23 protein-coding genes and 1 pseudogene are annotated in these 22,775 nt (G+C 42.5%); 10 read left to right on the top strand and 14 right to left on the bottom strand.

Annotated elements, in window-relative coordinates; genetic code table 11:
- Positions 1-29 precede the first annotated feature (29 nt).
- Together RMX69_RS29490 and RMX69_RS22215 are read right to left on the bottom strand one after the other, a co-directional pair.
- Positions 30-173 (bottom strand): hypothetical protein, encoded by a 144-nt coding sequence (locus RMX69_RS29490; RefSeq protein ID WP_416211625.1) that lies wholly within the window; start codon positions 171-173, stop codon positions 30-32.
- 75 nt (positions 174-248) lie between these two features.
- Positions 249-1,595, bottom strand: a complete 1,347-nt coding sequence (locus RMX69_RS22215) for a hypothetical protein (protein WP_322638733.1) — start codon at positions 1,593-1,595, stop codon at positions 249-251.
- A 413-nt stretch (positions 1,596-2,008) separates the two neighbouring features.
- Here RMX69_RS22215 and RMX69_RS22210 point away from each other — a divergent pair, with 413 nt between their 5' ends.
- The gene (locus tag RMX69_RS22210) at positions 2,009-2,200 is read left to right on the top strand and encodes a hypothetical protein (protein WP_289798063.1); all 192 of its coding nucleotides are present in this window, start codon (positions 2,009-2,011) and stop codon (positions 2,198-2,200) included.
- A 354-nt stretch (positions 2,201-2,554) separates the two neighbouring features.
- Positions 2,555-5,581, top strand: a complete 3,027-nt coding sequence (locus RMX69_RS22205; RefSeq protein ID WP_322638732.1) for an SMC family ATPase — start codon at positions 2,555-2,557, stop codon at positions 5,579-5,581.
- Positions 5,582-5,635: 54 nt separating this feature from the next.
- Here RMX69_RS22205 and RMX69_RS22200 read toward each other — a convergent pair whose 3' ends face one another.
- The 4 genes and pseudogenes from RMX69_RS22200 to RMX69_RS22185 form a co-directional block, all read right to left on the bottom strand.
- Positions 5,636-7,060, bottom strand: coding sequence for a peptidoglycan-binding protein (locus tag RMX69_RS22200; RefSeq protein WP_322638731.1), 1,425 nt, complete (start codon positions 7,058-7,060; stop codon positions 5,636-5,638).
- Between the two features lie 217 nt (positions 7,061-7,277).
- Positions 7,278-7,781 carry an SH3 domain-containing protein gene (locus tag RMX69_RS22195; protein WP_322638730.1) on the bottom strand — a complete coding sequence of 168 codons (504 nt, stop codon included), beginning with the start codon at positions 7,779-7,781 and terminating at the stop codon, positions 7,278-7,280.
- A gap of 292 nt (positions 7,782-8,073) precedes the next feature.
- A complete protein-coding gene (locus RMX69_RS22190; RefSeq protein ID WP_322638729.1) occupies positions 8,074-9,585 on the bottom strand; it encodes an AAA family ATPase in 1,512 nt (503 codons plus the stop codon).
- A gap of 576 nt (positions 9,586-10,161) precedes the next feature.
- Positions 10,162-10,278 (bottom strand): annotated as a pseudogene (locus RMX69_RS22185) (DUF177 domain-containing protein); the annotation flags it as partial.
- Positions 10,279-10,441: 163 nt separating this feature from the next.
- On the opposite strand from RMX69_RS22185, the gene RMX69_RS22180 reads away from it, so the two are divergent.
- Together RMX69_RS22180 and RMX69_RS22175 are read left to right on the top strand one after the other, a co-directional pair.
- Entirely contained in the window at positions 10,442-10,663 is a 222-nt protein-coding gene (locus RMX69_RS22180) for an AbrB/MazE/SpoVT family DNA-binding domain-containing protein (protein ID WP_094327679.1), read from the top strand.
- Positions 10,663-11,091, top strand: a complete 429-nt coding sequence (locus tag RMX69_RS22175) for a putative toxin-antitoxin system toxin component, PIN family (RefSeq protein ID WP_322638728.1) — start codon at positions 10,663-10,665, stop codon at positions 11,089-11,091. Before RMX69_RS22180 ends, RMX69_RS22175 begins: the two co-directional genes overlap by 1 nt.
- On the opposite strand, the gene RMX69_RS22170 is transcribed toward RMX69_RS22175, so the two are convergent.
- From RMX69_RS22170 to RMX69_RS22135, 8 genes are all read right to left on the bottom strand, one after another.
- On the bottom strand, positions 11,069-11,212 hold the full coding sequence (locus RMX69_RS22170) for a hypothetical protein (protein WP_322638727.1): 144 nt from the start codon (positions 11,210-11,212) through the stop codon (positions 11,069-11,071). The two genes, RMX69_RS22175 and RMX69_RS22170, sit on opposite strands and share 23 nt — an antisense overlap.
- A gap of 145 nt (positions 11,213-11,357) precedes the next feature.
- The gene (locus RMX69_RS22165) at positions 11,358-11,885 is read right to left on the bottom strand and encodes a YceD family protein (protein ID WP_322638726.1); all 528 of its coding nucleotides are present in this window, start codon (positions 11,883-11,885) and stop codon (positions 11,358-11,360) included.
- 161 nt (positions 11,886-12,046) lie between these two features.
- On the bottom strand, positions 12,047-12,574 hold the full coding sequence (locus RMX69_RS22160; RefSeq protein ID WP_289798073.1) for a protein jag: 528 nt from the start codon (positions 12,572-12,574) through the stop codon (positions 12,047-12,049).
- Positions 12,571-13,722 (bottom strand): membrane protein insertase YidC, encoded by a 1,152-nt coding sequence (yidC, locus tag RMX69_RS22155; protein ID WP_322638725.1) that lies wholly within the window; start codon positions 13,720-13,722, stop codon positions 12,571-12,573. The genes RMX69_RS22160 and yidC overlap by 4 nt, the downstream gene beginning before the upstream one ends.
- Before the next feature lie 178 nt (positions 13,723-13,900).
- Positions 13,901-14,293: a PH domain-containing protein gene (locus tag RMX69_RS22150; RefSeq protein WP_289798076.1), complete on the bottom strand. Its 393-nt coding sequence runs from the start codon at positions 14,291-14,293 to the stop codon at positions 13,901-13,903.
- Positions 14,280-14,702 carry a ribonuclease P protein component gene (gene rnpA / locus RMX69_RS22145; protein WP_289798077.1) on the bottom strand — a complete coding sequence of 141 codons (423 nt, stop codon included), beginning with the start codon at positions 14,700-14,702 and terminating at the stop codon, positions 14,280-14,282. Before rnpA ends, RMX69_RS22150 begins: the two co-directional genes overlap by 14 nt.
- A gap of 25 nt (positions 14,703-14,727) precedes the next feature.
- Entirely contained in the window at positions 14,728-14,862 is a 135-nt protein-coding gene (rpmH, locus tag RMX69_RS22140) for a 50S ribosomal protein L34 (protein WP_084227158.1), read from the bottom strand.
- A 113-nt stretch (positions 14,863-14,975) separates the two neighbouring features.
- Positions 14,976-15,488, bottom strand: a complete 513-nt coding sequence (locus tag RMX69_RS22135; protein WP_289798079.1) for a DUF2808 domain-containing protein — start codon at positions 15,486-15,488, stop codon at positions 14,976-14,978.
- 767 nt (positions 15,489-16,255) lie between these two features.
- On the opposite strand from RMX69_RS22135, the gene RMX69_RS22130 reads away from it, so the two are divergent.
- From RMX69_RS22130 to RMX69_RS22105, 6 genes are all read left to right on the top strand, one after another.
- Positions 16,256-17,428: a Re/Si-specific NAD(P)(+) transhydrogenase subunit alpha gene (locus RMX69_RS22130; RefSeq protein ID WP_322638724.1), complete on the top strand. Its 1,173-nt coding sequence runs from the start codon at positions 16,256-16,258 to the stop codon at positions 17,426-17,428.
- A 112-nt stretch (positions 17,429-17,540) separates the two neighbouring features.
- Positions 17,541-17,834 carry an NAD(P) transhydrogenase subunit alpha gene (locus RMX69_RS22125; RefSeq protein ID WP_190889745.1) on the top strand — a complete coding sequence of 98 codons (294 nt, stop codon included), beginning with the start codon at positions 17,541-17,543 and terminating at the stop codon, positions 17,832-17,834.
- The gene (locus RMX69_RS22120) at positions 17,831-19,237 is read left to right on the top strand and encodes an NAD(P)(+) transhydrogenase (Re/Si-specific) subunit beta (RefSeq protein WP_322638723.1); all 1,407 of its coding nucleotides are present in this window, start codon (positions 17,831-17,833) and stop codon (positions 19,235-19,237) included. Before RMX69_RS22125 ends, RMX69_RS22120 begins: the two co-directional genes overlap by 4 nt.
- A gap of 442 nt (positions 19,238-19,679) precedes the next feature.
- On the top strand, positions 19,680-19,907 hold the full coding sequence (locus RMX69_RS22115) for a hypothetical protein (RefSeq protein WP_322638722.1): 228 nt from the start codon (positions 19,680-19,682) through the stop codon (positions 19,905-19,907).
- 190 nt (positions 19,908-20,097) lie between these two features.
- A complete protein-coding gene (locus RMX69_RS22110; RefSeq protein WP_322638721.1) occupies positions 20,098-21,378 on the top strand; it encodes an acetyltransferase in 1,281 nt (426 codons plus the stop codon).
- A 306-nt stretch (positions 21,379-21,684) separates the two neighbouring features.
- Positions 21,685-22,308 carry a hypothetical protein gene (locus tag RMX69_RS22105; RefSeq protein ID WP_289798086.1) on the top strand — a complete coding sequence of 208 codons (624 nt, stop codon included), beginning with the start codon at positions 21,685-21,687 and terminating at the stop codon, positions 22,306-22,308.
- The last annotated feature ends 467 nt before the right edge of the window (positions 22,309-22,775 follow it).

Here is a 22,775-nt window from a genome sequence, read left to right as displayed (position 1 = left end):
GAATGATTTACTATCCGTTATGTAGGTATTTAAGATTGCTGCTGGCGCTTTTTAATCTCTGCGATCGTTAATAACAAAGTATCTTCTATTTGCTGTCGAATTTCATGGTTGACATAACAATCGCTATTTAAATAAGATATAGCAGTTTCCGGACTGGTGAGGTACTTTTTCAAAGCTACTAACTTTGGTAACAAAGATTTGGGTGTACCTCAGTTGCTTAGAAAACGCTATATAGGCACTTCAGATTATCAAACTTTTGCCAAAGCCTTCTTGTTTCTCATAGCATACTTCTTTTTCAACCCTGGTAGAGCTGCAAGGATTATACTTATACCAAGGATAGTAGACGGTTCAGGAATGGAGGAAGAAGATGTATTAATACGTTGAGCGAAGATACCTGCTTGACCTTTTTGGCTACCTTGTGTCTGCCAAGCTATTACAAATTCTGCTGAATCATTATTAGGAACAATTGAAAAATCGTAGATTTGATTTCCTTCTGAAGCAATGGTGAAGGGATCGCTGATTAGATTGCCTGATGTACCAATAAACTGCCCAATTAAGCCAGATTCGTTTTTCCATGCAAGTAGATAAGTTTGTAATTTTTCATTAAAAGCAACAGACAAAAAATCAAAAGATAAATTGCTACTGACAATAATCTCACTGCCGATTGTTGTCCCACTCTTATCAAGAAAGCGACCACGGATTTGTTGATCTTCAAAGTTCTTATAAATAACGAGGAATTGTTTACTAATAGGGTTAAAAATTGTTCTGATAGGACTTAGAGGCGTCATACCAGATTTAAAATCTGGTGGCGGTACAATTTCAAGTTGTTCGCTTATTAGTCCACCGTCTGCATTAATAAAACGACCTTGTACTGTATAGTTGGGAGAACTTCCTTGCTCGCGCCAGGTTGCTAAGTATTGGTTATTAACACTGTCCAATGCAACCTGTCCATTGGGAGCGCTATCACCAGAAGTATCAAGAGGAATATTAGAATTAATTAAGGTTCCATCCGATTTAATTCGCTGCCCCAAGATTTTGTTGCCGAAGCCTGTACTTGGGTCGAAGTCGTCGGAGGCTCTAGCTGTCTGGAAGTATTGGTTAACTTCAGGATTATAAAGTAGACTAATTTCTTGCCCTGCACTACTGATTAAAAAATTGTCTCCAATGAACTTGCTGTCTGCTGTTAGTAGTTGACCTACAGAGTTGTTATAAGGGAAAATTGGGTCTCCTTGAACTTGAAAACTCACTAAGTATTGATTATCAGTACTGTTATAAGCAATAACTGGCTGAAATTGACTACCTAAATATCGACGAGATAAGTTGACGTTTCCCTCAATTAAAGAACCTGTAGTGGAGAATCTCTGTGATACCAAACCTAGTTGGGAAGACCGTAGCTGAGTCCATACAGCTATATACTCTTGATCGATACTGTTGTAAGCTAAGTATGGATCAACAGGATATGAACCTGTCCCTTCTGATAGTTTAATAGGATTGCCTATTAGGGCTGCATATGCAGAGTTAATTCCTATCGTTGTTAAAGTCAATACTGTGGTAGAAATAAAAAATTTAATTGGTTTGCAAAATTTTCTATTCATGTCACTTTTGAATAAAATTTTTGAAAAGTTAAGAGATAGTAAAAATTCTTGCAGTTCTAACATCTTCAAAAAGTCCATTATCAGTTCGGTAGAGAGTGTAGCAAAAACAGATGGATTTGGGGAAAGATAGAAATCATTAAGCCATGTATCAATAGCTTTTTGCCTACCAGCAGCAGCTTTGGTTTGAGTACCACTTGTAAAGCAGTGGCTAATCCACTAGCTCGTAGCGAACTTAGCGATCGCCCGCACATAAGCTAACCACTAGACTTTTGCTGATTCTAACTGCCTATTTGGCGATTCATCCTCATCGCATACACAACTCACTAATATCACAAACCTGTATTTAAATCTAGAACAAACACTCACCTGTCAAAGTATGGATGTAGTGATTCAAATGATTTGGGAGTGAGTCAATGTTATCCAAGAAATTTCCTTCAAGAGATGAAGTGCTGGCTGTTGTAACACTGATTATGGTGATTGGTTCTCTCACTCTTGCAGTTATTGACGAGAAGAGTCGCCCTCAATTTCTATATTTAACCAAATTTGCTGTCGGTACATATATTGGATTGTTGATACCTCGGTCAAGATCAAGCGATAGCAATTAGCCAATGACAAATTCTCTCTTGCGACTATAGCAATCCTAAATAATTCATAAGAGACAAGATCCCCGACTTCTTTGAAAAGTCAGGGATCTGTAACTTTCAACTCTCACAAATCAAATAAGAATGTTTTCTTTTGAGTTAACACAAAGAAATAACTAAAAGCCTCCAGATGAGTTTCATTTTTCTCCGAAGATAGCAAAAGTTCTTTATGGAACAAGAAAAATTGACTCATTATATTGTTAATTTTTGTAAAATTGATGTCTTCAAGACTAGAAACCTGATATCTAGATAGCTAAACTAACAAACAGTGCATCTGTACTGTTAATTATTAAAAGTAGATGTGGCGCTATAGCGTGAATGATCCCAGTACAACTTATCCTCAAAAACTTTCTTAGTTACCGTGATGCAACTTTAGATTTTGGCGGTTTGCATACGGCTTGTATTTGTGGTTCCAATGGTGCGGGTAAATCTTCTCTTTTAGAAGCAATCACTTGGGCGATTTGGGGTGAAAGCCGTGCCACTGTTGAAGATGATGTCATCTATTCTGGTGCAAAAGAAGTTCGGGTTGATTTTACTTTCCAAAGTAACCAGCAAAAATATCGGGTGATTCGCACCCGAATTCGGGGAGGTACTAGCGTCCTTGAATTTCAAATAGAAATACCATCTGGGTTTCGCTCACTCACCGGCAAAGGGGTAAGAGCAACCCAAGATTTGATTTTAGAACACATCAAGCTTGATTACGATACATTTATTAATTCTGCCTACTTACGTCAAGGTCGTGCAGATGAATTCATGCTCAAGCGTCCCACAGAACGCAAAGAAATTTTAGCGGAGTTGTTGAAACTCAATCAGTATGATGACTTGGAAGAACGGGCAAAGGAATCTTCTCGTCAGTTTAAAGCAAGGGCAGTAGAGTTAGAGCGTTCTTTGGAGTTGATAAAAATTCAGCTGCAACAACGCGAGATCACCCAAGCGCAAAGAGTGGAGTTAGAAACCGAACTCAATCAACTGCAACAGGTACAAGCTTTTGATAATATTCAATTGCAAAGTTTGCAAGTTGTCCAGCATCAGCGCCAAAATTGGGAACAACAACTCAATTTTGTAAAGCAACAATATCAAAATCTTACCCAAGACTGCGATCGCCTCCAACAAGAACAATCAGCTATTGGCTCTCAGCTATCAGATTTAGAAAAAATATTACATCAAGAAGCCGAGATTAAAGCTGGATATGCCCAATATCAAAGTTTACAATCTCAAGAAGAAGCTTTTGCCGTCAAATTTGAAGAACACACCCGCGCCCAACAGAATCGTCAACAAAAGCAACAACAGCTTACCAAACAAATTCACGAAATTGAACGGCAACTGCAACAAGCCCAAGCGCAGCTAGAAGCTTTACAGCAACAAGAGCGAGACATTCAACAAACTCTCACCAAATCGGGTGAAGTAGAAGCCGCTTTGTCACAACTAACCGCAGCCCGTCACCATGTTGCTCGTCTAGATCAACTGCAAATGCAAGTGACTCCCTTGTTGCAACAACGGGCAACTTTACAAAGCCAACTCGATCGCACTCATGCTGGTTTAGTAGCGCGACTCGAACAACTCCAAAGTACTGAGAACCAATTGCAACGCCAGCATGGCCGCCAACCACAACTGCAACAAGCGGTGATGGATGTGGCAATCCAGATTGAGGAACTGGAGAAAAAGCGGGTTTATCTGCAACGAGTCCAAGAAAAGGGGCAAGAAAGGCGGCACTTTATCGAACGTCTGCAAGCTCATCAACGGGATTATGAAAAACTGCTGGGAGAATTAGAGCAGAAATTACAAATGCTCCAAAATCCTGAAGCACTTTGTCCATTATGTGAGCGTCCACTGGATGAACATCACTGGAGTCGGGTGGTGGAAAAAACCCAAAGTGAGTTAGAGGATACTCAAGGGCAGTTTTGGGTAGTGCGAGAACAAATGGCTGTATCTGACCGAGAAATTCAGGTACTTAGGCAGGAATATCGCGATATATCCCAACAATTGGCAGGTTATGATGGTTTACGGGAACAACGGGGACAGTTGGCAGCCCAGTTAGAAGCGACAACTGATGTGCAACAACAATTACAACAAATTGCTGCTGAAAAACAGCATTTAGAGCGATCGCTCCAAGCTGGTGATTACGCTCCCGATAAACAAGCCGAACTCCGGCAACTAGACCAATATCTGCAACAAGTTAATTATAATGAACAAGACCACGCCCTCGCCCGGAGCGAAGTTGAGCGGTGGCGATGGGCAGAAATTAAACAAGGGCAAATTAAAGATGCAACTAAGCGACAAGCGCAATTATTAGCCCGAAAACCAGAATTACAATCCCAAATTGACCAATTACAAGCCAGAATCCAGCAGGATCAGATTGATTCTGAATGGGCTAAACAAATCGCGGCTCTTGAGCGTCACATTACTGAAATTGGCTACAGTTCCGAGCAGCATAACAATTTGCGTATGGCTGCAAAGAAAGCTCAATCTTGGCATTTGCGGTATCAACAACTGCTATCAGCCCAGCAGCAGTATCCCCAACTCCAGACGAGATTGCAAGAGTTAGAGGAGTCTAAAAGCGCCAGATTAACCGAGCGCCAAAAACTCGGCGGACAAATTGAAAGCATTATTCAGCAACTACAAGCAACAGCTAACCCATCTGCCCAAATTCAAACTTTAGAGCAGCAGTTAGCAATACGTAGACGGCAACTCGATGAGCAAATTACAAAGTTGGGACGTTTAGAACAGCTGGCACATCAACTCGAAACCCTGCAAATTCAGTACGAACAACAGCAGCAGCAATTACAATCTTGCAAGCAGGAATATCGGGTTTATCAGGAATTAGCGCAAGCATTTGGTAAAAATGGTATCCAAGCACTGATGATTGAAAATGTCTTACCACAACTGGAAGCCGAGACAAATCAACTACTTTCGCGTTTGAGTGGGAATCAATTTCATGTACAATTTATTACTCAAAAAGCTGGACGCAGTGCTAAATCAACCAAGAAAAATGCCAAGTTGATAGACACTCTAGATATTTTAATCGCCGATTCTAGAGGAACACGAGCTTATGAAACTTACTCTGGTGGAGAAGCCTTTAGAATTAACTTTGCAATTCGTTTAGCTTTGGCGAAACTATTAGCGCAACGGGCGGGGGCGGCGTTGCAATTGTTGATTGTAGATGAGGGTTTTGGTACACAGGATGCCGAAGGATGCGATCGCTTGATTGCTGCGATTAATGCGATCGCCTCCGATTTTGCTTGCATCCTCACTGTTACCCACATGCCCCACCTCAAAGAAGCCTTCCAAGCCCGGATTGAAGTCAATAAAACTCAAGAAGGTTCACAGTTGAGTTTGTCAATTTAATTACGAATTACGTTAGCGCAGCGTTAGCGACGCAGGAGCGTCATTACGAATTAGTTAATTGTATTTTACCCGTGCATCTAGACCTAATGAGCGGAGCTTTTTCGTTAGGGTTTCTGCTTGGGCGCGATCGCTAAATGCTCCAGCATTCACATAATCACCTAGACCAGATTGCTCCGCAACAGCGTTGGGTATATATTGTTGCACTTTACTCAGAGTATCATTACTGGAAATTGGAATTATTACTCTGTAAGGATTATTAGCAACTAATGTATTGCCATTGGTAACAGGTACTACATAGTCATTGGCAGGAGGTAATGCATAGCGATTAGTGTCAGCTAATACATAATTATTATTCTCAGTATAATTGGCCGGAGTTGAACCATTCAACCCCAATGCTTCCCAAGTTTGCCAATCTACATTTCCAGTCGAATTAATTCGAGAATATTGCTGGAATGCAACCACAGATTGTCTGGTGTAATCGTTGAAAAGTCCATCAGGATTAGCATTAGAGAAACCCAACTGCGCCAAACGCTCTTGAACTACTCTGACATTTTCTCCGCGATCGCCTACAGTTAGATAATTTCTACCTGGTTGTTGAATACCACCTGTAGAGACTCTACGCACTGAGTCCAAAACTTGGGCATTAGCAATGCCATCAACAGGTAGTCCATTATTTCGCTGGAATGCAATTACAGCTTCTCTAGTCATTGGGCCAACATTCCCAGTGGCATCAGCATTTAAATAACCTAGCTGCCGCAAACGCACTTGGAGTTCTCTGACTTGTTGAGTGGAAAGACCCGATCTTCCTGGAGTTGGAGAGGAACCCATTAGTGCGTTCCAAGTTTGTTGATTCACAATCCCGCTAGCAGTTATGCGATAACTTCGCTGGAATGCAATTACAGCATCTTTAGTAATTCGTCCAAAATTCCCCGTGGGATTGGTATTAAAGTAGCCTAACTGCCGTAGACGCTGTTGTAATCTTGTGACGGCTGCACCAGTTTGACCTTGAGAAAGAGTAGGATATTGACCAACTGGCGATCGCGACGCTGCGCCACTGATATTTCTATTAGAACTTCTACTTTGACACGCTCGTTGCAAGGCTCGTTGAGTAGTAATACCCACAACTCCATCAGCCGATATTCTATTGGCTTGCTGGAATTTGATCACAGCATTTTGAGTCAAACTAGCAAACTTACCTGTAACCGGGCCGTTAAAATAGCCTAACTTTTTTAAACATCTCTGGCTACTGCTAACTTCAGGCCCATTACTTCCTATTTTCTGGAGTGCTAAAGCTTGCCCAGCAATACTCAGAAGCCCCGTAATCAGAGCCACAGACAAAAGACGCATTGCAGCACCAGTCGATAACTTTTTCCAATTTAAAAATTTAAAATTAACTACGATAGGAACAACCTTGATGCTTTCGGATGCCTCGTAGACTGAGGCAAGCTTTATTAAATGGCTAGCTACCCCTGTTTTCACTTGCTTTTTTAAAGTTAATGACTATAAAAAAGTATACCACTTAGCTATATGTAAGAATTACTTTTCGTATGATTCTTTACAAGTAAGTGTCCTGGGGAGCAGAGAGTGGGGAGATGAGGGAGATGAGGGAGATAGAGGGACAAGAGGACAAGGGGGTAAACAAAACTTCTAACTCTTAACTCAGCACTCAGCACTCCTAATGCCCCATGCCCAATGCCTATTGTTCATCAACTTTTTCAGTATTACCTGCTTTCACCCAACCTTCTTGTTCGCTACCTTCCAAACGGATCTTTTGCCAAGCTTTATCCTCACTTTCTGACAAAATAATAATTTTTTGATTAAAAGCAACTCCACCAATCTTTTCAGCTTCTTGATTTGGTTGCGATCGCAAACTCAAGCCTTCAGCCCAACTAACACGCCCTTGGTAAGCTCCTGCTGGTAATGGTTTTGATGATGGGGTAGCCTTTGGTGATTCTGTGGGAGTAGAGGTTGGAGGCGATTGAGTAGATGTCCCAGGTGTAAGAGCGGGCTTACCTCCTCCAGGCTCAGTTTTTTTAGGAGCTTGGGCTTTCACCGAAGGACTATCATTGGAATAAATGGGTTTGGCAGGGGCTATGCCGGTACGATTCATAAAATAGAGTGCAATTGCAGCACCGCCACCTATTAGCACAGCGATCGCTAAGAAAAACCCCAGTATAAACTTTGTTAAGCCAGACAACATAATTAAAACCTGATTATTAAGAGTCAAGGGTGAAGGTGAGCCAGTCGTGCGTATTTTCCCTCATTAAAGTGAGTGGCGTTTAACTGGCTCTCAAGGGTTACGAGTACAGAAGCAAGTAACCCATCAGTATAAGAATCAATAGTCCATAATAATTCATCATTAACTATTGACTTTTGACTAACTGATTATTGTAGCTATGCTGAATAGACATCTGGTGAAATTAAATATGCGTTATCCAAAACCTTTGTAGAGACGTAGCACTCCTGCGTCTCTACATTTAATTTATTTTGGTTCACGTGGTGCGCCGGAGGCGTTCGCTCAAAGGATTGTGTTTAGATGCTAAACGCGCTCTCCCAGCAGCAGCCCATTCTTGGAGTTGCTGAATTTGCTCTACGGCAGTTCTTGCTAAGGGTATGATTTGACTAGCTGCTTCTAAAATGTCGTCGGTAGCAAAGTCGCGGTTTTGGCTAAATCCAATATGCATCGCTTCAATTAAAGTTTGCTCAATCTCGGCTCCAGAAAAATCGGGCGTTTCATAAGCTAGCCTGTCGATGTCATAACTTTTCAAGTTATGGGGGCGCAGTCGGGATAAATGAACATCATAAATTGCTTTTCTCTCTTCTTGGGTGGGCAAACCCACAAAGAAAATTTCGTCAAATCGCCCCTTGCGGAGCATTTCCGGCGGTAAAGCTTGAATATCGTTGGCGGTGGCGACGACAAACACGGGTGAGGTTTTTTCGGCTAGCCAGGTAATAAAAGTACCAAACACACGGCTGGCTGTTCCGGCATCACCTTTGCTACCAAGTCCAGCAAAGGCTTTATCTATTTCATCAATCCACAAAATACAGGGTGCGAGGGCTTCAGCTACTTGGATCATTTGGCGAGTCCGAGATTCTGATTCACCCACCAAACCACCAAATAACCTTCCCACATCTAGACGTAGCAGGGGTAAATGCCAGTGATGAGCGATCGCTTTTGCTGTTAACGATTTACCAGTTCCCTGGATACCCACCAACATTAAACCACGGGGGTGCGGTAATCCGTACTGTCGCGCTCGATCGGTAAATGAACCTCCCCGACGAATCAGCCAATCTTTCAAGTTATCGAGTCCGCCAATATCAGAAATTTGCTCAGTGGCAGGGTAGAAGTCCAGGATTTGGGTTTGGCGGATAGTTTGGCGCTTTTCTTCCAAAACTAGATCCACGTCTTCTGGTCGCAATTCACCGTGAGTTGCGATCGCTTTTGCCAAAACCCGGCGAATCCGTTCCATCGAAAGTCCTTGACAAGAGCGTACCAAGTCATCTAAAACTTTGCCAGAAAGGGAGTTACCTGTACTTTGCAGCAAGCGTTCTACCTCAGTTTTAATTTCTGGGGCGGCGGGTAAGGGAAACTCGACGACTGTCAACACTTCCGTTAAATCGTCAGGAATAGCGATGCGCGGCGACAGTAGGACAATATTTTTGGGTTGCGACTTGAGAAGTCTCGACAGGTTGCGGAGTTTGCGGGCGATCGCTACATCATCTAAAAAGCGATGATAATCTCGGAGAATCAATACCGCAGGTGCGGAAGCTGGTAATTTTTCGATAAATTCTAAAGCTTGCAACGGGTTACGTCGCCCAAACCCCACATCATTGGGGTTTCCTTGGTAGCCATCGACAAAATCCCAAGTATACACTGGGCGATTACCCTGGTTGGTTGCTTCTTCCCGGATAGCTGCTTCTACCCGTTCTTCCTCATAAGTGGGAATATAAATCAAAGGGTAGCGGGCGCGTAGCAGCAGTTTAAACTCTTCACGGAAGTTCATATTTTGCTGTGGTTATTAGTTCTTCTCTCATTGTTCAGGTTTGTATCGCCTCTAACAACTAAAAAACCAATATCTACCAGTTCATAGCGGTGGCCAGTGCGATTGCTCTATGTGAGATATTCCTCAAGGGTAAGCGATCGCTCTTTTGTGGTGGGTATAGTTGAATCATCTGTCAGGATAATCAGGTGCTTAAAACTACTCAATTTTTTACAGACTCTTGCCAAAAAATGCTTAAAAATTGGATGTAAACATTGTTTATCGTTAGCAAATTCAGAATTTTTTGAGATGCCTATTTAAAACTATAAATAATAAGCAAATTTATGATAGCTTCAGCAAAAAAGTTGAAAATTTTATAGAAAATTCCTTCAAAGATATTCCACAAGATACAGTTTTTACTAAAGAAATGGCATCAGAATTAGCTATAGAATGTACTGATAAAATTGCCGCTTTGCTACACGAGAACGGATTTTTTAATCAGGAGTAAAGTTTATAGGGCGTGTTAGGTACTCTAGGCAATTTATACTTACAAAGAGATAATTAATTACGCCGTAATACAGGAAACGGCGCATTAAATATCTATCCCGGAAGTTGCTTTTTCAAAGCTTCCAGAGAAGCCCAACGGTTATCAACTGGAGTTTCAGGACTATCAGAACTGTCAACTGTAATACTTACAGGAATACCTGGACAATTGCGATGCCTAGGTTGGTAAACTACGCACGGGCGGGAAATCGCCTTGGTTAAGATGCTCTTAATGTTCTGTTACCAAACCTGGGAAGGTTTTAGATTTAGTAAGGTAGGATGTATATACTCAAGTAAGGAATCCTTACATTTGATAGCAAAGACTATGAGGAAAGTCATGCTCGCCAAGTTAACTTCTAAAAATCAACTAACGCTGCCTAAAAGTATTACTCGTGAAATCGGTGAGGCTGAGTATTTTGAGGTAAAGGTGGAGGGAGGGCAAATTATTCTGACTCCTGTAAAAATTCATCGGGCTGATGCGGTTCGATCTAAGCTGGCGGATTTAGGACTGAGTGAGCAGGATGTGGCTGATGCAGTGGCTTGGGCGCGTCAATCTTAATGGTTTGTCCACGGGTGGTAATTGATACTAATATTATCATCTCGGCGCTGATATTTGGGGGCAGAATATCTAGGCTTCGTTTGGCATGGCAGGACGATCTCTTCACTCCGCTGGTTTCTAAAGCGACAACAACTGAGTTAATCCGAGTGCTGGCTTATCCAAAGTTTAAGCTCACGCCAACTGAGCAAGAAGATTTACTATCGGATTACATACTCTTTTGTGAAGCTGTAGCAATGCCCGGCCGCTTACCTGTAATTCCTGAATGTCGTGATCCGTTTGATGTGCCTTTTTTACTTTTAGCTGTGGTAAGTGAGGCTGATTATCTCGTGACGGGCGATCGCGATTTACTCAGTCTAAAAGATAATTTTTCTTGCCCGATTATCACGGCTGAAGATTTTCTAAATGTTATTGATGGTCAGTCACCCTAATTTTTCTGGTGATGCCTTGTAAAAGTGGTATTTGTTGCCATAAGTTTTCCCACTGCTTACAGAAGTCATCTACATCGCAGAATATTTGTGTAATGTAGAGCCGAGATACAATAGTAGACATAAACTTTCTGATTGCATCTTACAAGCCTCATATATTTGCCACCCATGCTGTCTCTGTCGAGTTAATATTCCCGAAAGCGATGCCTAGGTTGGTAAATTACGCACGGGCGGGCAATCACAGAATTTTAGGCATCAGTAATAAGCTATTAGCCGGGAAGTTGCTTTTTCAGTGCTTCTAGAGAAGCCCAACGGTTATCAACTGGAGTTTCACCACTATCAGAACTATCAGAACTATCAACTGTACTACTTACTGGAATACCTGGACAATTGCGATCGCACAGTTGCCGTTGTGGTACTGCCAAGCACATCTGCTCATACAGCCATTCGTTTGGATAAAAATAACCATCAGGCGGTAAACTTTCCAGCAAATCTTCCATGACTACTTCCCTTTCTAAGGGCAAGTCATTTGCCTGATTTGCAGTTTCGTCTAACCAGATGATTTCTTTTGTATCAAGCCCTAAACGGCGATTGTATTGCTGCAAACAGCGGTTGCAGGTACAAGTAATAATTGCTTCTGCCTGACTAGATACTTGTAAGTAATTACCATGATGCTGTACGCGCACGTAGCCGCGAACTGGTGTCAAAGTTTCCAGACCAGGCAGAAATTCATTAACCTGAACTTCCTCTGTCCGCTCCGGGGCTTGAGTTAGCTGCGGAATATAAATTGCGTCCATAGGATTTGTGAGATATCCTCACTAAAATTTATCTCGATCACCAGCAATTATACTGATACTGAATCTTTATTTTATCCCTTAAGAACAAGAGAAATTTTGAAATTATATATGGTTATGAGTTTTCAATTAACTCCAAACTCATAACTCCAAACTCCTAACTCCTAACTCCTAACTCCTTCCAACGAAGCTGGACAGACAACCAGATGACGATGTGGCTCTTTACCGCGACTGAAGGTTTCTAAATCTCCAAATTCTTTCAAGAAGGTATGAACTTGACGCCGTTCGGCAGAACTAAGAGATTTGATTTCCACTTCTCTACCAGAAAAGCGCACTTCATCGGCTGCTGCTTCTGCTAATGCGCGAATTTCGGCTTCTCTTTTGACCCGGTAGCCATTTAACTCAATGGTGTAAGAGGCTTGTTCTTCCGGGGGTTGGCTAAGGTTTAGAACCGAATTTGCTAGATACTGAATCGCATCTAACACAGAACCATCAGCACCAATTAACACCTGGATTTGTTCTGATGTCAAATTGGTTTGGTCAATAGTCAACCAGTAGTTATCTGGTTCTGGAGAATCGCCATCTTGAGATTGGGCAGTTTCTAAATGACCCTGAATCTCAGCAGGTATTCCAGTGAGTTCCAGCAGGGTTTTTAACCACTGCTGACCTCGCTGCATCGGAATGTCGCTCATGATCCCCCTGTTGCCTTTTTCTTAGGACTTTTTGGTTCAAACGGTAATGCTTTTTGTTCTATGACTGCTGCTTCTTTCTCCTGGGTTTCTACGATTTTTTGCAGTTCTTCTGGTAGAGGTTCGCGGGAGAGAAGATAAGTTTGGGCGGTTTGGAAAATATTACCAATCACCATATACATCAGCACCCCAGCTGGTAGGGGGAAGAACAAGAACATCCCAGAAAAGATGACGGGGGTGATTTTGTTAACTGTATCCTGCTGCGGATTGCCACCGCTGGAATTTTGCCCGGAAAGCATTTGGCTAACATAAAGGCTGATCCCAAAGAAGACGATCATGGCGACGATATCCCAGTGGATTGTGCCATCTGGATCTTGTGCGCCAACTCTGCCTAAAGCATCAATGAATAAAAAGCCTTTTTCTGCTGCTAGTCCAGGAATTGTACCTTGAATGGTGACATCTCCTGGTTGCAACGCTTCTACATTGCCCTCAGCATCAATTTTTATCCTATCTTCACCCTTAGTAATTTTCCAATCAGGAATCAGCTTATTTTCTGGGTGTTCTGCTAAGAGTACCTGAAATGGTTTACCTTCAACAGTCTGATACTGTATCTTGGTTTGTTCTCCCACCGCTAATTTACTTCCGCTGGGAAGAATGGCAGCTACTTTAACGTGTTCTCCATCTGCAACGTAAATATTTTGCGGAGCAGTGGCAAAGGCTTGTGGTTGAATTTGTTCGATTTGTTCTGCGGGAAGAATTTGTAGGTTAACGCTGTAGTTCGCACTTGCAAAAGGCGAACCCCGCAAAGTGGCAAACAGCGCTAACAAAACTGGCATTTGCACTAGTAATGGAAAACAGCCTGCCAAAGGGTTGCCAAATTCTTTTTGGACATTGACCATTTCCTCTTGCTGCTTTTGCGGTTCATCCTTATAGCGCTCTTTGATTTCTGCCATCCGCTTCTGCATCAGAGGTTGTACAATTCGCATTTTCCGCATATTGCGAATTGAGCCAGCACTCAGGGGATAGAGCGCGAAGCGGACTATCAGGGTCAAAGCAACGATCGCTAATCCGTAGCTAGGCACTATACCATAGAAAAAATCTATGATTGGCAGCATCACGTTGTTCGAGAGAAAGCCGATACCAAAATCCATTATTCTGAATTCAACCTGAGGTACTGTAAACTGAATCTAATTTATCTAAATCATGATTTGTCTGCGACTATCTCTCGCTACGGATAGCCGCACATTCAAATGGAGCATCGGGAATTGGGCACTTGTAATGAGCGTAGCCGAAGTATTGCTTCATCTCACTCATCTTCCCCTACTCCCATCACTGATTGGCAGTGGCGCTAAATTCGGGGTTTTTCGCAGCAATTCTTTCGTTAATGTAGTCATAGACTTCCCGAAAATTGGGAATTGCACGCAATTCCAGACGACTGCCGTTTTTTAGGGTAATCGCCATATCTCCCCAAAAGCCAATGCCACGGGGAACTTTGACGATTTTGACAATTTCTGAGTAAATCACGTCAGTGCGATCGCGCCCCTGCCAACCTCCAATCACAGTAATTCGGCGATCGGTGATGCGGAAACGCAGCCACAATGCTCTGACAATTGCTCCAACTGCTAATGGTAGCCCAACAATGGTTAGCCCAATCAGCAGGTTGACAATTAAATCCCCAACATGGGGACCACCTTCATAATAAACATCTTCACGAATTCCCATCGAACACCTCAGCTTGTGCCAACAACTGCTCTAATTCTTGCAGAAATTGTGGGCTTACGCACTTAGATTCTGCTGCTGTGGGTTTGACAATAAATACTAGCCGCCATCCTGGTGATAATTTTGGCAGCAGATTATATAAAGCAGCAGTAATTTGCCGTTTGATTCGGTTGCGAACTACTGCTCTTTTGCTGACTTTTGTGCTAATTGAAATACCAATCCGCGTGCTGGCAAGGAGCTTTGAGTCAGTTGCTTGTGTAGTCTGGGTGGCAGTGTCCAAAGAAGGTTTCGTTAAACATAAGGGCTTTAAGGCTCTCAATGTTAAATAAGAGCCATGACGCCGAATTCCTTCTCGGAAAACTGCCTGGAAATCCTTTCGGGATTTTAGCCGATTTGTTTTGGGCAAAGCCACAGATGCTCTTTTAGCTTGATATGCCCTAAACAGCCAGACGGTGACGGCCTTTTTTTCTTCTGGCGCTAATCACGTTTCTGCCGTCTGGTGTCCGCATCCTGGCGCGAAAACCAGAGGTTCTTTTTCTCTTACGGCTAGTACCGCCCAGTGTTCTTTTCATACTCTTCTCCTCTTAGGTGATTTTTATAAAAACTCACAATCTCTAATTTTATCATTTTGTTAGGGAATTGGGAATCGCCGATTGGTTATATCCTCACTCCCTACTCCCGATTCTTAACTAATGCTCAAAATCCATGTTCCCATGTAGCGCAGTAGTGGTACATCGCCAGGGGAAAGCACTTGACAGTTAAAATAGTAAACTCCACCGAAGGATGGGTTTTTCACGTTAGATAACACTACCTCGACTGCACTACCTGCTGGTACTGGCTCTTGAGGAAAAATATTAATCAGTTTACCTTCTTTGTCCCACTTCACCTCAGAAAGCGGAACTGCTTTGCCTTTGACTCGGACTTCAATTTTTTTCTGGTCAAAAGTTCCTTTGTAATAATCAGGGTAGGTAATGGCAAATTGACCAACTGCCAATTTCATTCTTTTGGCTGGAATCTTCAATATATATCGATCCCAACCATTAGCTTGTCCCCCAAAATCTAACCGGAAGGGTAGCTGATTTTCTTGTTTGACGCCGCTAAACAGCGTAAATCCAGGTAAGCTTTGCGCCAAAGTCAAGGCTGGTAATCCAGTAACCAAAAAGCTAGTTACGGCTAAAGCAGAAAGTAAACGTCGCATAATTGGGCTTCCTCTACCAAAATATAAATCTGTTATCTAAAAATGACTGTGTGTTAGTATTCTTTACTAAACTTTACTACTGGCTTCCTGACAATGGACGTTTAATTTCCAAAAAAAGTGCCATTATATCTGAATTTTAGGCAACAGTAAAATTACTTAGTGTTAAAATAAACGCATATCAAATTTACTTCATTACCCTTATATAGCCCTGATTTGATTACTAAGTTGGTCAAATTTGAACTAGATATAAACACAGTTGGGGGTTGGATTGTGTTTCCAAATATGTATAAGTGTATCTAAATTTGAGAATTTTGTTATAAAAATTGATCCATGTCATCAGCGATCGCCAGTTAAGTTGGGCTAAATTGATTAAAATAAGTTGGATTGGAATCGAAGTCGTAATCATTAAAATTTGATTGGGAAATTATCAAGCTTTCAAAATTCGGTCAATATTACTCTATAAGAAAGGAATACCAAAATTTCTCAATCCCGAAAACAAGCTAAAGATAAAGATGCAAAATTTGGGAATCAATTTAGGATGTGCAATACGTAACCCTGTTTGCAACTATCTGAAAATATGACATCTGCGAGCGGCAAAGTGAGGCTTTGCCTGGAGAGCTAAGAGTGGGAGAGGAAAGATTCAAGGTTCAATCTACAAGTAAAATTCATGGCTGATGTTCCTGCCTAAGTACTATGAGTGCGGGACACGCATCATCTAGACAATCGCTTACTTGGCAGAGATTAAGTATTTATCTTCAGGAGATTTCATGAGAATAGCAGTTGCTAAAGAAATTGAGGTTTGTGAACGCCGTGTGGCATTAATTCCTGACACAGTTGCCCGATTGGTAAAACAAGGTTTGGAAGTGTGGGTAGAAACAGGTGCAGGAGAGCGATCTTTTTTTAGCGATCCTGACTATGAAGCAGCAGGAGCCATAATAATCAGCGATACTGCCAAATTATGGGGTGAAACAGATATTCTGCTGAAAGTCAGTCCACCGCAAGAACGAGAAGATGGACGTTCAGAAATTGATTTGTTAAAGGAAGGGGCTGTTTTAGTCAGTTTCCTCAATCCTTTGGGAAATCCTGTTGTAGCGCAGCAATTGGCAAATCGGAAAGTCACAGCTTTGAGTATGGAGATGATCCCCCGTACCACCAGGGCGCAAAGTATGGATGCTTTGTCCTCGCAAGCTTCATTAGCAGGTTACAAAGCAGTATTAATTGCGGCAGCTGCATTGCCGAAATACTTCCCGATGTTAACCACAGCCGCAGGTACGATCGCACCAGCGAAAGTATTTATTATGGGCGCTGGTGTAGCGGGATTGCAAGCGATCGCTACCGCTAGACGTTTGGGAGCAGTGGTAGAAGCCTTTGATATTCGTCCCGCCGTCAAAGAAGAAGTGCAAAGCTTAGGGGCAAAATTCGTTGAAGTCAAATTAGACGAAGAAACCGTTGCTGCTGGCGGTTACGCTAAGGAAATTTCTGAGGCTAGCAAACAACGTACCCAAGAAGTTGTCGCCGAACACATCAAAAATTCTGATGTCGTGATTACCACTGCTCAAGTTCCTGGGAGACAAGCACCACGGCTAGTTACAGAAGAAATGGTGGCACAGATGAAACCAGGTTCAGTGATTGTGGATTTGGCTGCTGAACAAGGTGGTAACTGCGCCTGTACAGAACCCGGTAAAGATATTGTCTGGAACGGCGTAACAATTATTGGCCCCATCAATCTCCCATCATCGATGCCAATTCACGCCAGCCAATTGTATGCCAAGAACGTAACATCGTTGATGCAACTGCTAATCAAAGACAAAGCTTTACAAGTGGACTTTAGCGACGACATCGTTGATGCAGCTTGCGTTACCCACGCTGGTGAAATTCGCAATCAACGAGTGCGGGATGCGCTACAGGCTTTGAATACTCAACAACCGGCGGTTAATTAGGGAATGGAGAGTAAGAATTTTAGATTTTAGATTTTAGATTTTAGATTGGAATTCAATCCAAAATCCAAAATTGAATCGCCCCATTCCCACTTATACAAGGAGTCTTGATTTCATGACAGAGGCATTACTTGCTGCTTTGTTTGTATTTGTATTGGCATCTTTTATCGGCTTTGAAGTCATCAATAAAATCCCACCGACTTTACACACGCCCTTAATGTCAGGCTCAAACGCAATTTCGGGGATTGCGGTACTGGGAGCAATCGTTGCTGCTGGTGCGAGAGATACGAGTGTGTCTGTAATTCTCGGTTTGATTGCTGTAATACTGGCGACAATCAATGTTGTGGGTGGTTTTTTAGTGACAGACAGAATGTTGCAAATGTTCAAGAAGAAGGAGATTAAGGCGTGAGCGACTTTTTACCAACTGGCATTCAGCTGACGTACTTAGTCGCTGCATCGTTATTCATTCTGGGCTTGAAAAAGCTGGGATCGCCCGCTACAGCGAGAAACGGTAATATTGTAGCGGCTGTGGGGATGCTACTGGCGATCATAGCAACAATGCTCGATCAACATGTGTTGAATTACGAGATGATATTGTTGGGCTTGGCGATTGGATCGGGAATTGGTGCGATCGTTGCCTACAAAGTTCAAATGACCGAAATGCCGCAAATGGTGGGTTTACTCAACGGTTTGGGCGGTGCAGCTTCGGCACTAGTAGCTGTTGCCGAATTCTGGCGGTTATTAGATAGTTCTCAGGCGATACCGCTAGATGTGAACATTTCCATGTTATTGGACGTGTTAATCGGTGGTGTTACCTTCACAGGTAGTTTTCTCGCCTTTGCCAAATTGCAAGGTTTAATTAGCGGTTCGCCGATTACATTTCCATTCCAACAACCATTTAACCTTTTGCTTCTAGGTGCTTATCTAGTAGGTAGTGCCTACTTAATCATCACACCAGATAGCTTACCTATATTCTTGGGAGTGGTAGCTGTTTCCTTAGTTCTGGGTGTGATGTTCGTCATCCCCATTGGTGGCGGCGATATGCCAGTGGTAATCTCGCTGTTGAACTCCTTGTCAGGTGTGGCGGCGGCGGCGGCTGGGTTCGTGGTGATGAACAATATGTTAATCATCGCTGGTGCTTTGGTAGGAGCATCTGGCTTAATCCTCACCGAAATTATGTGTAAGGCGATGAACCGCTCCTTATTTAGTGTGTTGTTCAGCGCTTTTGGTACAGGTTCTAGTTCTGGTGGTGGTGCTGCTAGTGGTGGTGCAACCGATCAAACCGTCCGCAGCATCGATCCTGAAGAAGGGGCAATGATGTTGGGTTATGCCCGTTCTGTGGTAATTGTGCCTGGTTACGGTATGGCAGTTGCCCAAGCGCAACATAGCGTCCGGGAATTGTCAGATCAGTTAGAAAAAATGGGCGTTGATGTCAAGTATGCCATTCACCCCGTTGCTGGGAGAATGCCGGGGCACATGAATGTGTTGCTGGCGGAGGCAAATGTGCCTTATACGCAGTTGTACGATATGGATGATATTAATCCCCAGTTTGAGCAAGCAGATGTAGCTTTAGTAATTGGGGCAAATGATGTGGTAAATCCGGCGGCGCGGAGTGATACAAGTAGCCCGATTTATGGTATGCCGATTTTGGAAGTAGATCGGGCGAAGCAGACGATTGTAATTAAGCGCGGGATGAGTACGGGTTTTGCCGGTGTAGATAATGAGTTGTTCTACAAGGATAAAACGACGATGCTTTTTGGTAGCGCTAAGGATATGGTGGCGAAGTTGGTTTCGGAAGTGAAGCAACTTTAAGAGAAACTAGAAACCAACCGCGTTCGCGTAGCGTTTCGCAGAGAAGGCGCGAAGTAAAGAAAGAATTAGAGACTTGGTTTGCCTTAGGAGCGTGATGCTTCTGAGGCAAGTTTTTTGTATACTAGCAGCAATTAATCTAATTTTATTCCTTAAGATAGATGAATTTTTTGATTAAATCATTATGTTTTCCATATAGTTTTGCATTATAGATTTAATACTATTTTTATTATTTCCATAAATTTTTTCAATATCTAAAACTCTAGTATAAAACAGCAAATAACACTATAATAAGCTGTTAGTTGCTAAATGTAGCAATTTGTACTTAATTAAATTAAATTTGAAAGTTATTAGGTTAGGTAAACCGAAAAGTTTAAGTAGGTCTTGTACCTTTTCGCTTTACCTTACCCAATAAACTTGGCGAACTATTAGGTATCAAGAAATAATGTTGAAACGTCGCACAATACTAGTTGGTTTAGCTGCGCTTGGCTTAACGTTAGCTGTTAGTACACAAGTTCATAGAGAATCTACTAGCGGGCTAGAAGCTTGGCAAAGTGTCTACAATGAGGCGGCTGCTGGGGCAACAACGATAGTTACAGTTCCACTTTTGAACTCCTTATTATCATCTATCTTGCAAGTAGTCTTCAAATTGGGAGGTTATTGGGGTGGTTAACCCGCATTTCTCATACTCAAACAGAGAAAGAGCCTAAATAAAGACGGGTGCAATGTAATTTTTTAGTAATTTCTGCGGTTGCGATCGCGTTTCGCCCACTGTAGGCGAGTGCCTGAGTATATCTCTTACTTGAAGAGTACAGATTTTCCCATAGCCAAATATTCCAAAAACCGTGAGGAGTTTTCTTTCCATGTTCAAACCTCGCCCAATTTTTAGCGCCTTAGTTGCAATTATCCTAGCGTTTCTCATAGGTACACAGATACATAAACAACCCGCCGTTGCTACTGGAGGGGGTTGTAATCCAACGGCGAATAACCTACCTATATGTCCAAGCACAGCACCTTCAGAGTCAGCTAGTTTCATTGACCCAGCTGCAATAATCAGAAATCCAACAAATATAAGCTTGGGCGAAAAAGTCTATATTGCACCATTTGCCAAGTTAGATGCTACTACTGCTCCCATTAGCATTGCAGAAGATTCTAATGTCCAAGACCAAGTGAAAATTACAGCTTCGGGGACGGGAGTAGAGATTGGGCGACGAGTCATTTTGGCACACATGGCCATTGTCAAAGGTGCAGCCAAAATCGGTACTCAAGGTTCTACTGGGCCTTTTACCGATCCGATTACCAATGCTCAGTTCAACAACGATATTCCAGAGACGTTTCTCGCTTTCAACTGTGAAATAGACGGTGCAACTGTAGAAAAAAACACGGTAATTAACTTTCTCTCACGGGTTGGCCCTGGTGTTACCTTACCTGCCGGCAAAGTAGTGCTGCCAGGTAAAAACGTCACAAATAACTTTGAAGCTACTAGCGGCAGTTTGGGGAAAGTGGCAAACCTGACCCAAGCCGACGTTGCATTAATGGAAGGCATTATTGAAGTCAATGATGCATTTGCCAAAGGTTACACAGAATTAGCTAGAGCAGATTTGACAAACGTACAAGGCATAAATTACGCTCCAGTCACAGCTTTTAACCCTGGAGGTCTACCGCAGATAGGTGGGAGTGTTACTCGCGATCCAAACTTCCGTAACCGCATCATCGGCAATCTCGTTCTGCAAGATCCTTTAGCAAGCCTTACTAACAAAATAGGTAATAGAATTTCGCTGCGTGCTGATGAAGGTCAACCTTTTAATGTCGGCGAAATTGCTAGTATGGCAAACGATGTTGTCTTTCACGCTTTAAAAACAACTAGCCTGACTCTTGGTAATAAGGTTGGCTATGGGCCTCGTGTTCTAGTTCATGGCGGTAGGCAGGTTGTCAACGGTGTTGACAATGGCCCTGAGACGAGCATAGGTGATTCTGTAGGGCTAGGGCCAAATTCTGTGATATTCCGCTCAGTTATTGGCAAAAACTCAGCAATTGGGCAAAAAAGCGCAGTCTTCAATTCTACATTAGCTCCCAGAACAGAGATCCGTTCTCGAACAATCTATGCCGACAACGGCAGCATGATTCTACCTGTGGAGTGGTAAAAAGAGACCGCTTTCAATCCTATCGCTCTTCCATCAGTCTTGGGAAAAGCACTCGCTGCAAGGCTTACGAGACTTCGGTTTTCAGGTTTTAGCTAGATTTTTGAATTTCTATTAAAAAATAAAGCCTCAAACCTTGATTGGGTGATAGTTTTAGTTTTCTGCTTCGATTATTGTTTGATGAGAGTGATGGAAGAGCGCTATACCAGCCGTATTTTTAGCTGCTCGTTGTGTAGTGTGGATCTCTTTTCTGACGGCTGGTATCTTCTTTCTTAGCTTGTGCCTAAGCAATTAACTTTTGCATAATTTATGAATCTGAAAATCTTGTCGTTAGTGCAATTACAATGCCTACGATTGATGCTGCTGTTAACTTTCATATTCGGGTTGATACTAATTGTTGATGATGGTTCATCTATAGCTGCACAGAAGGTTGGTCAACCAGGATTTATAAACCCTGTAAATACTGATATCACCTCCAGTCAGTCTCAAGTGGTACAACCTTCAGTCACCGGACTTGTGTCTACACTGTCGGATGAAGTCGAGGAATTACCAGCCCAGTTAATTCGCTGGTCGACTTACTGGCAACTTTGCTGGGAAGCATATCCTGAAGCTGAAGTATACGAACTGCAAACGGTGCTTATGGAAGGCAAGTCTCCCAAGTTGAAACGACAAAGCGATCGCTGCTTTCGTATACAAGCTGCATCTAATGAAAACCAAAAATCACAAGGATTACTCAACCGTGATTTAATCTTGTTAATGCATAAAATTCAGCTTGGTTATCGAGTGCGAGCTGTCTTAGATAACAACCGCGTCAGTGAATGGTCTCAAGTAATGGCAGTTGGTGGAACTACTACCTCTGAATTGAATGGTGCTAATAACACCTGTAATAGTGCTTGTGGCATCAAAGATAGCACCGGGAGTGAGTTTTTCTAATGGTTTGTGGTGCAATCCCAGCGTGAGGATACCCTATTAAAGGTGCTTGTCATTCATAAAGGATTGATATACATGCAGGGAGATTTTCTCTGATGAGAATAGCTTGTGCCATTCGGGAGCGCAACGGATCAATGAGATTTGCGACACTTTGGCTATCCATTCGGTTGAATAGTGGAGTTTTAGCTTTTAAACTCATCATGAAAAACGGGAAGATTGACAAGAGTCCCCTGAATTATACCAATTTGAAAAAAGAATGCGACAGATACATACTCCCAAACCTTTGTTCTGTCTGGCTTTCTTAATTTTGAATTTTGTTAGCGCTGGCGACAAGCGAGTCCGCGAACGTCATTTTGAATTTTGAATTGGTATTAGTTCGTCATACATACTGATGTCGTTAGTGCACTATGAATGCCTAACTCAATATACAAATCTCAGACAGTAATAGTTATGCTTCCTCTCGAACAATT

Origin of the sequence: Nostoc sp. EspVER01 (assembly GCF_034530635.1) — a bacterium.
Classification (GTDB): domain Bacteria; phylum Cyanobacteriota; class Cyanobacteriia; order Cyanobacteriales; family Nostocaceae; genus Nostoc.
The sequence above is the reverse complement of the archived record's forward strand: the minus strand, read 5'-3'. Positions and strand labels throughout refer to the sequence as shown.